Here is a 14,120-nt window from a genome sequence, read left to right on the forward strand (position 1 = left end):
GGAATTTCAAAATCTTCAAAAGTTACTTTTTAATAATCAGTCCTCTGTCCTGTTTCGGTCCATAAATGGAAATTTGGGCTGAAAAAGATTGACTGGATGGATCCTTAGTTATGCCGCTGATAACATCTTTACAGAACACAACTTGATGCATTATAAAAAAATGGTAAATGGCGCCTACAAGGCGCCTTCATTCGCAAAGGAGTAATATCTCTCTGAGGTGATAATCAGATGATCCAGCAATTTTATATCAAGCAGTTCGCCTGCCTGTCTGATCTTTGCAGTCGTGCGTTTGTCAGCTTCTGAGGGGTTTATGTTGCCTGAAGGATGGTTATGTGCAATCATAATGTTTGTGGCATTTGCTTTGAGGGCTGCCGAAAATATCATACGAAGATCTACTATAGTTCCCGTGATTCCTCCTGAGGACATTTCGTAAAGTCCTAAGGCTTTGAATGAATGATTCAGTAACAAGATCTTGAATTGTTCAAAATAATCTACCTTACTGTGATCCCATGAGGATTTCAAAAGTAAGTACGCGTCTTTAGATGATTTGATCTGAGGTTTTTCAGAGGTTTTAATTTTTGATTTGGGTTCTGTCCCATCTTGGAATAACTTTTATCTTTAGAATTTTAAGCCGATCAAAAGATGAATACTAAAGGTCATTGTTATCCAAAATGCATAATTCTTCAGTCACTATATTTCAAACTAAGATACACTTAGTTACCGGGATGTTGAAGAGATCATGAAAATGCGCGGAGTTCATGTTGATCATGCTACTATTCAACGCTTGGTCTATAAGTTTACACCTTTCATCGAGTTAGAAATGAAGAAGAGAAAAGACAGAGTGGGGACGAGCTGGAGATTGGATGAGACCTATATCAAAGTAAAAGGCATATGGTGTTATTTATATCGAGCCGTAGATAAATTAGGCAATACGGTTGACTTTCTTTTGACCAGAAAAAGACAATGAGCGCTCAGTCTTTTCTAATTAAAGCAATTAATAATAATTGCCGGGCAAGAGTAATAAACATTGATAAAAGCGGTTCTAATATCGCAGCAATCAAAGTCTATATCAAACGTTCATTCTCAAAGATTAAAATCCGGCAGTTTAAATATCTCAACAATATTGTCGAACAGGACCATCGATTTATAAAATGGAGGATACAAATCGGGTTAGGCTTTAAAAGTTTTGAATCGGCAAGAAGAACATTGAGCGGAATTGAAGTTGTCCATATGCTGAGAAAGAATCGGATGATTGAACCAGGGATAACTATGTTTAAATCATTCTGTAAATTGGCGGCCTAACTTTTAAATTGCTTAAAGTGTTATATTTGATTTTGAGAGATGCGACAGAACCTTTATTTCAAATAAATGCCCAAAAATTTTCAACCTTAAAAACGCATCCTTACATTTAAGTGTCTGCGCCGCAAAAAAAAATGCCCAGCTTTTATACCAGGCATATTTTTAATTCAGATTTCCACAGAATTACGTTTCTTTATCCTGCGGGCAATTAACGGCAGATTTTCTTTCATGAGGCTTAGAACCTTTTTGTGGTGTTTTGATGATTTATTTTTAAGCCCCCTGCACTGCAATATTTCGAGTTTTGAAAGCGACACTTCAATGGTTTCCACAGGTGCATTATCGATACGTGCGGAAAGGATAAGAGAATCCCTTTTCATGTAGTATTCATTGGTGAACACGCAGTGGTGCAGGTTATCTCCCTCTTCCAGAAAATCCTGTACCTTTTCAAGAACGGATATGGTAAGGTTCTGGTCTTTAAAGCACAGACCGAAAAACTGCTTTTTCTGCTGCTCGTAGATCTGCTGTGCTGACTGTATTTCAGAGCGCATTTTGTGAAGATATTTTTTGCGCTGCAATTCCCTTTTTTTGACCACAAGCCTGTCGTGGGCTTCTGAGAGGTTGTCAGGACAGACGAAGAGAGGAGTGCTGAGGTCTTTTTTAAACCATCGAAGAAGCGCTATATAATCCTCCCAAATTTTCATATCAGTAATTTTATAGCCGAACTTAAGGCACGTTTTGACTGCCTGCCAGTTCTGCTTAATCTGCTGAGAATGGGAGGTCAGGTAGTAAGACAGCATGGAAGTCTGTGAGGCTTTGAGCAGGGTTTCGGCGCATGGCTCTTTTAAAAGAGAGGTAAATAATGCCTGCGGTGCGATATTATAAAAGGATTTCTTAAATCCGTTTCTTCTTAAGACAGGCAGCACCTTAATCTGAGGATAAACCCTGTAGGGATTGATGCGGTATTTGGCATTGTGCTCAAATCCTTTAGGGCGGATTTCAAGGGGGGAGCAGAATTTCCACTGGTCATAAGCCTGCGAAAAGGCGTTGGTGCTTAAACTCATGGTGCGCACTTCACCCTTTGGGTTTATCCAATGCTGCATGACTTCTTTATGGAAATACGCCGGCAGGAAATTCTTTTTCATGTGCTTGTAGGAGCATATAATGCGCACCACCTGATATGAGCCTGCCGTGTCCACTACGGCGCTATATTCCGCCTCTTTGAAATGCACCTGATTGTACTGCTGCACTTTGAGCTTTCCAAGACAGTGCGTGCATTTAGTGTAGTTTTGGCATGAGGGTTCTTTTACATCAGGCTTCCAAGAATGCATGCATTCAAGGCAGTGGAATTTCCCCCTTGACAGCACGCCCCATTTAAGGAATATACTCTTTTCTGCCCAATTGCAGACTTCTTTTGAAATCGGCTCCAATGATTCGCTTAAGGTGCAGATTTCTTTTTCGGTAATGGTCTTAGGTGTCATAGGTCAAAGAGTGTAAGTTCAGTCTGTAGGGGTGTAGGAGCTTCAGCAGCGGGAGTTTTCTGCGCTTTTGGAGCAGGAGCAGAAATTGGAGGAGCGCAGGAGAATAAATCAGCCTCTTGGGGCTGATTTACCATTACCTGGCATTTTATTTCTTTGACAGCCGATATGGCATCATCGGTATAATACTTTTCTGCGATTGAGAAAATTTCGCTTGCGTCAAAGGCGCACTCGCCTGTTTTTTTGACTTCGCTTATGATGTACTGAAGGCACTGCTCGAGACTTTTTGAAGCTTTTGCAAAAGCAGGGGCAAACAGGCTGTCCTTAAGGGCTTTATCTTTGAGGTAATCCTCTATGGCTGTTCTGAATTTTTCTGATGGTTTCATAACGGAGTGGTTTAAGATTAAAGGCATTACTCAAAAGCGCTTCTGTAGATGTCAAAGCAGTACTCTTCGAAACAGAGCCAGCACATAAAAGTGTAGTGGGGCAGGCGGTGGCGGTTCTTTACAGCCTCTCCGAGAGACTGCTCGATTTCTTCGCGTATATTTTCCAAATCATCAAGATGGGCGATGTAGAACTTTTTACAGTCGGCATGGTAGATAAAATCGCCAATCATTCCGCTGATGCATCCCATTCTCTGCAAGTCTTCCAAAAAAGATCTAAGCTGTTCTTTTTTAGTCCCGTCATAAGATTCTATTTCTGAGAGAATCATTTTATTGAATACCCTGCTTACAGGGTACTCGACATATATTGATTTTTCTAAGGCTTTCATAATTTATTTTTTAGGCTTATACAATTGATTTAATCTTAAAAAGGCAGGCCGTCGGGTTCTTTTCTGCTCTTTTGAGCATCCGCATCTGTGTTCTTTTCCGTCTCTGCACTATCATTGACAAAGGCAATAATTTTGATGTTTGAAGTGTGAAAGGTCAGGCTTCCATGCGCCTGCGAATCATTACCGATATAGACATTCAGCCCGATTCGTCCGAAAAGCTCCACTGCAGTGCCTTTTTTTAGGAACTGCGCAACCCCCGTCGAGAGCCAGTAGGAGCAGTCGATATAGGTTACAATTCGTTTAATCTCTGTGCTGTTTTTGGGCCTGTAGCTGTCATTTACGGCGATTGAGAAATTAACCACCTGTCTCTCAGCGCTGGCTTTAGCCACAACGGCGTCTCTTGTTAGTCTTCCAATGATTTCCATGATTTAAAAATTTAAGTGAGTACTTTTTTTTAAGTTTCCTTTCCCTTTCTCCCAAAAATTGTTTCCAAAAGAAAAAACGGGAAAAAAGAAAGCAAGAATAAAGTGTCAGGAAAGGAGACGGAGTGCTATAAGTCCCGAAGGGCGGTGAGGGGCACCGAGCCGTTATGCGCATGCAGGGTCCGGCGGACACTATCTTGGCTGCCCTTTTACCCCGTTTTGAATTGGAAAAATTCCCTTAAAAATTGTAATTGCAGGACAGCAGCCCGCACAAAGCGCTTAGGATTCTGAAAAGGAAGAGACGGCAGAATTTTAACAGTTCAAAGTGCGCAGGAAAAAGATTAAGCATTAAATTTGGGAAAGAAAAATAAAGCATCGATAAACAAATCTTTCACAATGCAAAAAGCTATACAATTAAAAGTGAGAAAAGATTTGGACCCCCGCCAGCATCTCACTGTCATTAAGTTAAAAGGAAGCCTGATATCGAAAAGATTTACTGAGATTATCCATATTTCAGACCATGATGAGGAATTTCATATCAACACTTTTGAAACTGATCCCGAAAGCAGAAATGATGTCCAGCAGTATATAGCGGCATTTATAAATTCTGAGAACCTTTCCGATACAGTCACAATAAAATAATCCGCCAATAATTTGCGCCGCTTTTTGGGAAAGGGAATATCGGAGCTGCCGTTTTTTGGGGATAATGGAAATGCCCCAAAAAAGTGAGGCACTATCTGGGGCATTTTTATCTTCCGTGCAGATTGCAGATGGACTGCAGTCAGACCGCTTCTTCTGTTTGGGAACCAGCCTGAAGGGCGGTTTCTTCAGAGAGCGCCTGCTGGCCAGACGGATGCTGGGCTGTTTTTTTCATCAGGATGTAAAAATCCCTCAGATGCCACCATGCCAGACAGCGGTCCATAGCTCCGTTAAAGTTTCCGATCGTGGTATGGCAGCTCTTTAGGAATGCCTGGGTATCGGTAATTTTTGCCCAAGGAGTCCACTGCACTTTCTTGGGCGGAGGATGGTTCTCAAAATGCCGTTTTATGTCTTCGTAATTCATGCTGCAAAATTAAATAAAAAGCCGGTGCAGGCCAAGGAAACATTAAGCGTATGAAGTTATTATTTCTTTTTTTCTATAGCTAAATGAGAGAGTGCGGGATCATGCAGAAGGCGTTCCATTTCTGAATTTACAATCTCTGAAATGTCGTCTTTAATCTGCATATAATTGCGTTCCACCATCGAGCTGCTAATAGTCCTTACAGGATTTATCTGCTGATACGATTCTTGCTCTTTCTTAAGATCTTCATGGTCATTAAGTATGGCAGAATGGAAAGTTTTAAGCTGTATCTTACAGTCGGGATTGTCTGAAACAATACCTACAAATTCACCTGAACTCAGGGAAGAAATTTTTGATACCGGCACTGCATATTCCAGCTGTTTGGAACGGCTTACTGAAGTATCAGAACTGTTTATGGATAGGCTTTCCCGGTCCTGCATAATTTTTCCGAAACGTTCAGAGAGCTGTTTGGCAGTGTCCCCATTTACCTGGCCGCTTATTATATTACCGGTGATATTAAGTATGACTTCAGCCTGTTCGCGTCCGTAATCCTTCCGCAGCTGGCTGAAATCCTGAATTCCCAGGCAGGTGCTTACCTTATTGCTTCTTGCAGTAGCTATAAGACTGTCTACATTGTTGAGAAATATGGTTGGAAATTCATCGAAAATAAGGCTGCTTTTTAATTTTCCTTTCTGATTCACCTGTTTTATAAGCCTGCTTATATAGAGCGAAAGCACAGCGCCATAGGTCTGTATTTTCAGAGGATTGTTTCCCATGCAGATTATTTTTGGATCATCAGGATTATTAAGGTCAAGAGTAAAGTCATTTCCTGACAGCACATAATAAAGCTGCGCGCTGGAGAGCCTGGCCATGGAAATCTTTGCGGAAGCTACCTGACCCTCAAGCTGCTCCATGACATCTTGGAGGTAGGCGCTGACAAATGGGTTGATCAAAACCTCTATTTCTTTTTCAGTTCTCAGCAGCGTGAACAGGCTGTCGTAATCCATCTGCATGAGTTCAATTACGTGGGGAAGCGTGCAGAATTCCCCATCATTGTATTTGCGGAGATACCATATAACGGCGGTTAAAAAGTTTATCGGGGATTCCACAAAGAAATCCCCCTGTTTTTTAATCCATTCCCTGTTTAAACCCAGCAGTATGGTGCGTGCGGATTCTGCAGCATCGGTAATATCGTTCATGGATTTTGGGTCGAGAGGATTGCATCTGTGGGTGCGGCTGAGATCATCAAAATTGATTATAAAAAATTTAGGCTCCACAGTGTAAAGATGCTTATGCTTAAGCCAGGTATTCCAAGCTATGATGGTTAAGTCATAGAATTTGAAATCATAGACAAACATGGTGAACTGTTTACGAATGTGCTGGGTAATTACATGACGGATTACAAAGTAGGATTTGCCTGCTCCGGGTGTTCCGGGAACCAGAATTCCCCTGAATGGATTTATGATATTTATCCAGCTTTTCCTGAACTTATTCTTCAGCTGATACTGCGCCGGAAGGTTGACAGAGTATTCATTTTCAAGGAGCCTTTCTTCCTGCGGGAATGTTTCATTTTCGGTGTTGAAAATATCTTTGGAACTTAAATTTCTGCGTATGATTCTAGCCAGCATTGTGCCCCCTGAAAGTAGGAGCAGATACCCCAGAATAGTAAACAATATATAAAGAACCAGTTTTTTTTCCGGCGCAGTTAGAGCGATTAGAAAAAAGCAGCCCAGAAAATAAAAAGAAAATCCTGCCGTAATACAATAAAGCGCTGTTCTGCATTTCAGCTTTTCGTTTTTTCTGCCTTTTGCTCCGAGCAGTGATATGCATAGAAATCCTAAAGCAAACAGCTTGGATGTATGGAAATAATCAAAAATCCCCGTGCGGAAAATGTTCTGCATTAATTTATCCCCAAAACCGTTTGTGAGCCCCCACAGTTTAAAAACATGATAGCCATAATAATAGAAATGGAGGCAGAGCAGCATCATGCTGATAAGCCTTGTCATATCGAGAATTTTTCTAAGTGCCTGTTCATTTTCCCCTGTCTGCATTGTCTTAGCTTTTTAAATTAATAGCCGTTCTGGCCTTTTCTTCTTCTTTTATTTTTTCTTTTAAACTCTTTTGAAATGTAATCAGCAGCAAATTCAGGCTGCAGCACCGAATCAAATATTTTCTGAAGTTCGCTTCCAGTACTAAAAGATGGATGCTGCGTCTTGTTTTCAATGCCGTAGCCATCAATTTTCCTAACTGCAGCTGCGCTGCTATTGAATCTTTTTAAGCCGCATCTCTCTTCTATGCCTGAAGCCGCATAAGGCTTTCCTAAACTGCTTCCGTTAAAAACACATTTGGTTTTATGATCGACATACGTTACGCCATAAAGAATTCCCTGTTCATTTCTTCGCTCGACAGCCTTTATTGCGTCATGCATAAGTATTTTATCAAGATCGGAAAGACACTTTATTCTGCTGTCCATGAAGGCCAGGTCCACTGCATTTCTTATTCTTTTTAAATGAGGATTACGGGCTGATTTATTTGACGCAAATAATATTTCAAGATTTTTTAAAGTGGGTTTAAAATAAAAGCTGCTGGCTTTGATTGGAACGCCGATTGGCTGCTTTTTATCATTAAGAATCTGGTAAGCCAGACCTTTATGAAGAAACATTCTCGAATCTTTTGCTCCCTGAACAGCGGTGACATTATAAAGGTTCAGCACAGCATTCAATTCTCCCACTGTGGTATATTTGTAATGGGGCACTACTGCGTTCAGCACACCGGCTATTGCTTTTTTAGTCTCAGCCGCGCCATATTCAGCAGCCATGTTTTTTATTGGCCTTATATTGATTAGGGTTTCTTTTTTCCGGCCCTGTGCAGGAACTAAATCAAATGACTTTTCAATTTCCCTGCGCGCGCTTTCGGACTGGTTTCTCCCGATGTTCTGCATGTCAATTCTTTTTCCGTCAGGCTTCACTTTGACCGTTACGATGTGGATATGCGGATGTCCTGCATCATGGTGCTGATAGACCAGATAAGGCTGGGAACCGAAGCCGATTTTCTGCATATATCCATTGGCGATTTGCATGAGTTTTTCTTTTGAAAGGCTATTTTCAGAAGGATCAAAATTGAGCGAGATATGCACGCTTCCTCGCTTTACATTTGCATTTAATTCGAGCTGTTTCAAGAGAAGTTTCAGCCTGAAGCCTCTGGAAAGTTCAGAGGCATCTGCAGGATAATTTCCCTCTCCGATCAGTTCTGCTTTATGCGCTTGTACTTTATTTTCATTGTAAATGAAAATGCTTCTGACTGATGATCCGGTATTTATGACTGCAACCATTTCTCGGCAAGATTCCGGATTATTATTTCAATTTCTCCAATAGAATTGAACAGCATTTTTTTATCTGTTTCGAAACTCATAATCCATACTTTGAATTCAGAAACCTGAGACTGGGAATGCAGTTTTTTTACTGCCTGATTAAAATTATTTCCAATAGAATTCAGCTCTGCCCTGAGTTTAATTAATTCAGCCATTAAATCATCAAGTGATGTATTGCGGTATTTCAAAACAACCGGTTTTTTCAGCAGATTCAGTCGGGCAAAATCGCTGAGTTTTGGACACAATGATTCTTCAAAATATTTCTGCAGAATTTTAAATTCTTCTTCGCTGAGGCGCAGATGAAGCCATCTGTTTCTGTTTTTTTTCCCTTTTTTCATCATTTTTTCCTTTTCATTCGACATTATAAATCTTCCATTTTCACTGCCAGCGAGTTCCGAGCAGAGGGGCAGCAAGATAGCGGTTGTGATACAACCGGACATCTTGCAGATTGCAGCAAGGCGTGGCAATCTTAAAGAGTCTGTTTAAAAACTCAGACTTCTTTCAAATATTCGGACGAATTTATGCAGGAAATTCCAAAGCATCCCATCATAGGTAAATTTTGCTTATGATGCTTTAAGCAGTCGTCATTACCTTTAGGCTTTGATTTATTAATTTAAAAACGCTGAAATTATGAGTGCAAAGAATTATGCAGCCAAGGTGTTTGATACGGTATTGAGCATCCCAGGCATGAGCGAGCCGGTGAAGATTGATCTGAAGATTTCACGCAAAAATGTACTGCTGTTATGCCATTTTATCGACAGGGGAGTGCTGCTTGAAAAAGACGAAGGAAGCCTTATGGGAAGCATAGCAGAGGAGGAGCTGGCTGAACTTAAAAATGTCTCGCAGGAATGCCTACAAAAAGCAGGACTCGTAGAACTTAACCAGAAGCTTTTGAGTTTTATTGAAGATGTAAAAGTTTGATTTAAGTAGCTTAGAAAAAGATAAAATGCTTTACTGAATTATTCTGTAAAGCATTTTTTATTACAGGCATCAGGAAATATAAATTGGTATGGTTTTGATGTTTTTTGGTTTGTTTTTGATGTGTTTTCTTTCAAATTTCTGATTTAAATTTGTCTAAGTTTTTTGTTGACTCAATATTTGTTTCATCTCTAATTAACAATTCACTATGAAACTTAGACCTCAAATACGAAATTTAATTACTGAAATAATTTGTCTTTTGTATGTGCTACTTTTTGTTTATGCAGCATCTAGTAAATTACTGGATTTTGAGAATTTTCAGGTGCAGCTTGGACAGTCTCCTTTATTAAGTTCTTATGCTATTTCAATATCTTACATTGTCCCCACTATTGAATTATTAATTTCATTAATGCTGATGATTCCTAAATTCAGAAGCACCGGATTATATGCTTCGTTAAGCTTGATGACAATGTTCTCATCTTATATCTTTATAATGCTCCATTTCAGTTCTTTTGTACCCTGTTCCTGCGGAGGAATATTAGAAAAAATGAGCTGGAATGTCCATCTCATTTTCAATCTGTTTTTTGTTGGACTTGCCCTAACTTCTATATTAATGCTTTCACCCTCTAAAACAGCAAATATTATTCAGACCGACAGGAAAAAAAGATGGTTTTACATTTCATCAAATATAATATTCAGTACAATAATAATTATTGCTCTGTTTCTATCGTCAGAAAAAATCATGCGTTATGAAAATCCATTTATCAGACGCTTTCCTAAACATCCTATAGTACAGGACACTATTATTGACCTCAAATTTAATTCCTATTATTTCGCAGGTTCAGACAGGGAAAAAATATATCTAGGCAATTACAGCAATCCTCTTCATATTACTGCTATCAGTAAAAAAACGAAAAATAAAGAGTCTATTAAAATAATATTTGATTCGAAGAAAACTCTTTTTTCTTCAGTAAAGATCAGAATCAGGGATTCGTCATTCTATTTAATGGACGGAACAGTACCAGCAGTTTTTACAGGCTCCAAATCTAACTGGAAAGCAGAGAAACAATTAACAGGCCTGCCCTACTTTACGCTAGCTGAACCGATAAATCAAACAAAAATTATTCTCAGATCAAGCAATGGCAGAAATGCCGAACATTCCATAGGAATTTTTAATGAAACGAAAAGCCCTAAAATAAAATATAACAGCAGTCTTTTGCAGAAACAGATTGACGGCATTTTTGATACTGACGGCATGCTGCTGTTCGATGAAAAAACCAACAGAGCTGTTTACACCTACTATTATCGTAATGAATATATTGTTATTGACACCAATGCCAACCTAGAGTATTCAGCAAACACAATTGATACAACTACAAAGGCGAAAATAAAGGTCGCCCATCTCAAAAACAATACAGAAAGAAAGCTGTCCGCACCGGCAATTACTGTAAATGCCTACACGGCGGTCTGTGAAAACCTATTGTTTGTCAACTCTACAGTTTTCGGACGCTTTGAAAGCGACAAGCTCTGGGAACAGTCTTTTATAATTGATGTTTACAACCTAGATACCAAATCCTATCTCATGAGCTTTTCACTATACAAAATTGGCAATAAAAAGTTGAGTTCTATTATCGTAACACCAGAATATCTATACGCTATCATGGGTACTGATCTGGGAATTTACAGACTCCGCGATCTTTTAAAAAATGAAATTAACTCTCTCAAATCAAAAGAGAATTGACAGCAAAAATATATCGGCCGATATCAGGAACGGAGACTGAAAACCTGTAGAAAAAAGTAGGTCAATAATTAATTAAATATTTTCAGCTATGAAAACTAATTTAAAAAAAATGATTCCTATGGCAGTAGCTGTACTGGGAATCTCAGGAGCGTTTGTGACAACCTCAATGCAGAAAGCATCAAGCACCCTTATACCTAGATTAGGTTATGTTCTTGATGAAAATGACGACTGTAATATTCCAGTCCAGTGTGATACAAACCAAAATGAAATTTGTCAGCACACTGACGGCCAACAGGCTTTTGGCAAGGATGCGCAGGGAAACTGTAATGTTACGTTGTTCAAACCATCTAATTAATGTTTAATTTTTTAAAAGAGCAATGCAGTTCTCAGAAGAACTGCATTGTTTTTTTGATTATTCAGTTCCATTTTTTATCCACTCCGCCGAAAAATCATCTTTTAAATAATAATTAAACCACTGCATTATCCTCCTGCTTAAATCCATCTGGTTTTGCTTATTAAAAAGGACATGGTCTTCTTCAGGATATTGCAGCATTATCGTTTTCTTGCCCAATCTTCGCAAGGCAAGATAGTATTCGATGCTCTGTCTCATATCCACCTGCCGGTCTTCTTGACCAACCCATAAAAGAAGGGGAGTTTTCACTTTATCCGCATTATATATGGCTGAATTAATCTGATAAAGTTTCGGAGCTTCCATGAGTGTTTTTCCTAACATCCAAATGTCTTTTTCAAACCTCCACATATCGGGCTTTCCTGAAGATCGGCTGACAGACAGAGACATTGTGCCTAAATCAGAAATTCCGTTGCCGGAAACCGCCGCGGCAAAAAGATCGGTCTGGGTGATCAGGTATGAAGATTCATAGCCTCCGAACGAATGGCCGATCAGTCCAATCCTTTTAGGATTTATAGCGTTTTTCTCAATTACTTTTGCAATTGCTGTAGTAATACAGTCGGTTATAGCTCTGCCAGGATTTCCTTGTTCCGCAATAACATCGGGAAGAAATACGAAATAACCTTCCAATGATGCAACCGTATGGTTAAAACCAGTGCTGTTTAACAGTGAGGGATTAACATATTTATGGATCCTTCCATGCAGCTCTTCGTATACATGTACAATCATAGGATATTTTTTCTCTGCATTGTAATCAGCAGGAAAAATCAGCACGCCTCTGAGCTCTCTGCCTTTTGTGTTTTTATAATATATCATTTGGGAATGCCCCCAGAGAAAATCTAACTGTTGGGGATTGCTCTGAAAAATAAGACTTTCACTGCCTTCTTTTGAACGTAAAACAATCCGCGGCGAAACATTATAGTCCTGTTCGGTAAAGATTAATTTTTGATTCTTTAGATTATAATAAAGCTGATCTGTAAATCTATTTTTATAAATTACCTCTTCTTCTCCCGAACTAGGATTCCATTTAAACCAGCCCGTCATTCCGTCATAACCTTCAGCTTTTAGCAGCAGTTCTTTTTGAATATCATAGTTATAGGTAACAGGAACGTTATCAGCATAACGCAGCAAAGGAAAATTTAATAATTCAGGCATGCTAAATTTGATTTTTTTCTCCCTCCCTTTTGTAAGTCTTCTATAAGAAGATCCGTCACATTTTACCGCCCAAATGTCAAACTCGTCATAAATTAAAATTTCTTTATCCTGAAGACTCCATCCGGCAATGCGATAGACGCTTTCATGAACTAATTGCTCTACTTTGCCGCTGAAGCTTGAATTGATATTCTTAGTAATATCGGTATGAGTATCTGCTTTGATATTATAGATCCACCAGTTCTTTCCTTTGAAATAAGCGACGTATTTTCCTGAAGGCGAAACCACGGTTGTTCCCAGTTCGGCAGACTGTTTCTCAATAAGCTTTTTTTTCTCTCCCGAATGAGTATCGATTAAAAAAAAATCAATAGGGCTATCCATTTCCCACTGTGGCTCATACGCCTCGGGATTGTAAAGCAGTGCATGCTTCTGATCTGCACTCATGATAAGTTTCGGAAGTTCAGACGAAGTTAAAGGAAAAACTTTATTCGAGAAAGGATTCCATACCGCTGTTTTTGCCGCTGTTTTAAAATCTCCTTTTACTTTTTTCTCCAGATAGACGAGCTTATCATTACCATTCCAAAGTTCAACACCTGAACTTGAAGGTTCATTTTCGACGGATTTATAATTGAAAAATACCCTGCTGCCATCATCTGCAATGGAAAGATTCCTCACCTGCTGATCAGTTATAAAAGCTTCCTGATCAAAAGCAAGCCCGTCAGAGGAAATTGTATACAGATTATTCAGATCTGCAAGACAATAGTGCAGCGAGCACTTTAATTCTCCTTTTGGTCGGCTGTTAAAAGCGAATGCCTTACCGTTTTTACTCCAGGTAAAATTAGTAAACGATGACGTGCTTTCATATACGGTTTTCTTTTTATAATTCCTTTTAAAATCCATCAGCATCAAAACCTTTTTTTCACTGGCAGCCTCCGTATAAACAACTTTATTTTCATCAGGGCTTACAGAAAAACTTATTACATTGGAAATACTTTCTATTAGTCTGCCTTCAAGAGTTCGAATCAGTAAGGTCTGTTTTTTTTCTGCTTCAGATTTCAGCACTATTATTATATCAGATGACTTCAGGTATCCAAACTGTTTGACCGAATGTATGATTTCACTTTTGTCTTCTGCCAGATTAAGAAGATGCAGGTTTCCGTCCGTTAGGCAGATAAAACCTCCTGCTGTAAACGCGGTTTTTTTTGCTCCTGTAAAGCTATAAATTTTATTCTTTTCGATGCCTTTGACAAAAAGCGTATCAGAAGTGTTTTGATAAATCATTTTGTAGCTGACCCAGCGTTCGTCAGGCGAAACCTTTTCAAGAAGCAGACGTCCCCATCTATCATAATCTTTAGGATGCAGGTTCTCTTTCTGCCTTTCCTGTCCCCATAAGGGACAGGCTACTAATGGCAAAATAAATAAAATAAAAAAAAATCCAGCATCTGTCAGAGTCTGCTGTAAAACATTGTGAAAAAAGTTTTTATAATAATAGGTTATCATAT

The 14,120-nt window shown here is 39.1% G+C and carries 13 protein-coding genes and 2 pseudogenes; 5 read left to right on the forward strand and 10 right to left on the reverse strand.

Annotation, left to right across the window (positions count from 1 at the left end; all coding sequences use genetic code 11):
* Nucleotides 1-174 precede the first annotated feature (174 nt).
* Nucleotides 175-585 (reverse strand): annotated as a pseudogene (locus tag M0M44_RS11815) (JAB domain-containing protein); the annotation flags it as partial.
* 57 nt (nucleotides 586-642) lie between these two features.
* Here M0M44_RS11815 and M0M44_RS11820 point away from each other — a divergent pair.
* A pseudogene (locus M0M44_RS11820) lies at nucleotides 643-1,302 on the forward strand (IS6 family transposase).
* Nucleotides 1,303-1,466: 164 nt separating this feature from the next.
* Here the strand turns inward: M0M44_RS11820 and M0M44_RS11825 are convergent.
* Genes M0M44_RS11825 through M0M44_RS11840 form a run of 4 tightly spaced genes read right to left on the reverse strand, consistent with a single transcriptional unit; the run spans nucleotide 1,467 to nucleotide 3,971 of the window.
* Complete coding sequence (locus M0M44_RS11825; RefSeq protein ID WP_248729946.1) at nucleotides 1,467-2,777, reverse strand: PcfJ domain-containing protein; 1,311 nt, start codon at nucleotides 2,775-2,777, stop codon at nucleotides 1,467-1,469.
* Nucleotides 2,774-3,160 (reverse strand): Cas9 inhibitor AcrIIA9 family protein, encoded by a 387-nt coding sequence (locus tag M0M44_RS11830; RefSeq protein WP_248729947.1) that lies wholly within the window; start codon nucleotides 3,158-3,160, stop codon nucleotides 2,774-2,776. Before M0M44_RS11830 ends, M0M44_RS11825 begins: the two co-directional genes overlap by 4 nt.
* Nucleotides 3,161-3,186: 26 nt before the next feature.
* Nucleotides 3,187-3,546 carry a DUF7222 domain-containing protein gene (locus M0M44_RS11835; RefSeq protein WP_248729948.1) on the reverse strand — a complete coding sequence of 120 codons (360 nt, stop codon included), beginning with the start codon at nucleotides 3,544-3,546 and terminating at the stop codon, nucleotides 3,187-3,189.
* 35 nt (nucleotides 3,547-3,581) lie between these two features.
* Nucleotides 3,582-3,971, reverse strand: coding sequence for a single-stranded DNA-binding protein (locus tag M0M44_RS11840; RefSeq protein WP_248729949.1), 390 nt, complete (start codon nucleotides 3,969-3,971; stop codon nucleotides 3,582-3,584).
* A gap of 393 nt (nucleotides 3,972-4,364) precedes the next feature.
* Between M0M44_RS11840 and M0M44_RS11845 the strand changes: the two genes are divergently transcribed.
* On the forward strand, nucleotides 4,365-4,610 hold the full coding sequence (locus M0M44_RS11845; RefSeq protein WP_248729950.1) for a hypothetical protein: 246 nt from the start codon (nucleotides 4,365-4,367) through the stop codon (nucleotides 4,608-4,610).
* A gap of 139 nt (nucleotides 4,611-4,749) precedes the next feature.
* Here the strand turns inward: M0M44_RS11845 and M0M44_RS11850 are convergent, their stop codons facing one another.
* From M0M44_RS11850 to M0M44_RS11865, 4 genes are read right to left on the reverse strand one after another with little or no spacing between them, the layout of a single operon-like run.
* Nucleotides 4,750-5,031: a DUF6965 family protein gene (locus M0M44_RS11850; protein ID WP_248729951.1), complete on the reverse strand. Its 282-nt coding sequence runs from the start codon at nucleotides 5,029-5,031 to the stop codon at nucleotides 4,750-4,752.
* 59 nt (nucleotides 5,032-5,090) lie between these two features.
* Nucleotides 5,091-7,079: a conjugal transfer protein MobC gene (gene mobC / locus M0M44_RS11855; protein ID WP_248729952.1), complete on the reverse strand. Its 1,989-nt coding sequence runs from the start codon at nucleotides 7,077-7,079 to the stop codon at nucleotides 5,091-5,093.
* 17 nt (nucleotides 7,080-7,096) lie between these two features.
* Nucleotides 7,097-8,359 carry a relaxase/mobilization nuclease domain-containing protein gene (locus M0M44_RS11860; protein WP_248729953.1) on the reverse strand — a complete coding sequence of 421 codons (1,263 nt, stop codon included), beginning with the start codon at nucleotides 8,357-8,359 and terminating at the stop codon, nucleotides 7,097-7,099.
* Complete coding sequence (locus M0M44_RS11865) at nucleotides 8,344-8,760, reverse strand: plasmid mobilization protein (RefSeq protein WP_248729954.1); 417 nt, start codon at nucleotides 8,758-8,760, stop codon at nucleotides 8,344-8,346. Before M0M44_RS11865 ends, M0M44_RS11860 begins: the two co-directional genes overlap by 16 nt.
* Before the next feature lie 268 nt (nucleotides 8,761-9,028).
* Between M0M44_RS11865 and M0M44_RS11870 the strand changes: the two genes are divergently transcribed.
* The 3 genes from M0M44_RS11870 to M0M44_RS11885 all read left to right on the forward strand — a co-directional run bounded on the left by M0M44_RS11870 (nucleotide 9,029) and on the right by M0M44_RS11885 (nucleotide 11,412).
* The gene (locus tag M0M44_RS11870; RefSeq protein WP_248729955.1) at nucleotides 9,029-9,319 is read left to right on the forward strand and encodes a hypothetical protein; all 291 of its coding nucleotides are present in this window, start codon (nucleotides 9,029-9,031) and stop codon (nucleotides 9,317-9,319) included.
* A 205-nt stretch (nucleotides 9,320-9,524) separates the two neighbouring features.
* Nucleotides 9,525-11,057, forward strand: coding sequence for a MauE/DoxX family redox-associated membrane protein (locus tag M0M44_RS11880; protein WP_338030088.1), 1,533 nt, complete (start codon nucleotides 9,525-9,527; stop codon nucleotides 11,055-11,057).
* A gap of 88 nt (nucleotides 11,058-11,145) precedes the next feature.
* Nucleotides 11,146-11,412: a DUF6520 family protein gene (locus M0M44_RS11885; protein WP_248729956.1), complete on the forward strand. Its 267-nt coding sequence runs from the start codon at nucleotides 11,146-11,148 to the stop codon at nucleotides 11,410-11,412.
* Nucleotides 11,413-11,469: 57 nt separating this feature from the next.
* On the opposite strand, the gene M0M44_RS11890 is transcribed toward M0M44_RS11885, so the two are convergent.
* Nucleotides 11,470-14,118 (reverse strand): S9 family peptidase, encoded by a 2,649-nt coding sequence (locus M0M44_RS11890; protein ID WP_248729957.1) that lies wholly within the window; start codon nucleotides 14,116-14,118, stop codon nucleotides 11,470-11,472.
* Nucleotides 14,119-14,120: the final 2 nt, after the last annotated feature.

It is taken from the genome of Flavobacterium humidisoli, from assembly GCF_023272795.1.
Lineage (GTDB): Bacteria > Bacteroidota > Bacteroidia > Flavobacteriales > Flavobacteriaceae > Flavobacterium > Flavobacterium humidisoli.

Excerpts from the sequence above, each read along its gene's own strand:
- M0M44_RS11845 (WP_248729950.1), top strand. The coding sequence starts at position 4,365 with ATGCAAAAAGCTATACAATTAAAAGTGAGAAAAGATTTGGACCCCCGC.
- M0M44_RS11885 (WP_248729956.1), top strand. The coding sequence starts at position 11,146 with ATGAAAACTAATTTAAAAAAAATGATTCCTATGGCAGTAGCTGTACTG.
- M0M44_RS11860 (WP_248729953.1), bottom strand. The coding sequence starts at position 8,359 with ATGGTTGCAGTCATAAATACCGGATCATCAGTCAGAAGCATTTTCATT.
- M0M44_RS11880 (WP_338030088.1), top strand. The coding sequence starts at position 9,525 with ATGAAACTTAGACCTCAAATACGAAATTTAATTACTGAAATAATTTGT.
- M0M44_RS11865 (WP_248729954.1), bottom strand. The coding sequence starts at position 8,760 with ATGTCGAATGAAAAGGAAAAAATGATGAAAAAAGGGAAAAAAAACAGA.
- M0M44_RS11835 (WP_248729948.1), bottom strand. The coding sequence starts at position 3,546 with ATGAAAGCCTTAGAAAAATCAATATATGTCGAGTACCCTGTAAGCAGG.
- mobC (WP_248729952.1), bottom strand. The coding sequence starts at position 7,079 with ATGCAGACAGGGGAAAATGAACAGGCACTTAGAAAAATTCTCGATATG.
- M0M44_RS11890 (WP_248729957.1), bottom strand. The coding sequence starts at position 14,118 with ATGATAACCTATTATTATAAAAACTTTTTTCACAATGTTTTACAGCAG.
- M0M44_RS11825 (WP_248729946.1), bottom strand. The coding sequence starts at position 2,777 with ATGACACCTAAGACCATTACCGAAAAAGAAATCTGCACCTTAAGCGAA.
- M0M44_RS11850 (WP_248729951.1), bottom strand. The coding sequence starts at position 5,031 with ATGAATTACGAAGACATAAAACGGCATTTTGAGAACCATCCTCCGCCC.
- M0M44_RS11830 (WP_248729947.1), bottom strand. The coding sequence starts at position 3,160 with ATGAAACCATCAGAAAAATTCAGAACAGCCATAGAGGATTACCTCAAA.
- M0M44_RS11870 (WP_248729955.1), top strand. The coding sequence starts at position 9,029 with ATGAGTGCAAAGAATTATGCAGCCAAGGTGTTTGATACGGTATTGAGC.
- M0M44_RS11840 (WP_248729949.1), bottom strand. The coding sequence starts at position 3,971 with ATGGAAATCATTGGAAGACTAACAAGAGACGCCGTTGTGGCTAAAGCC.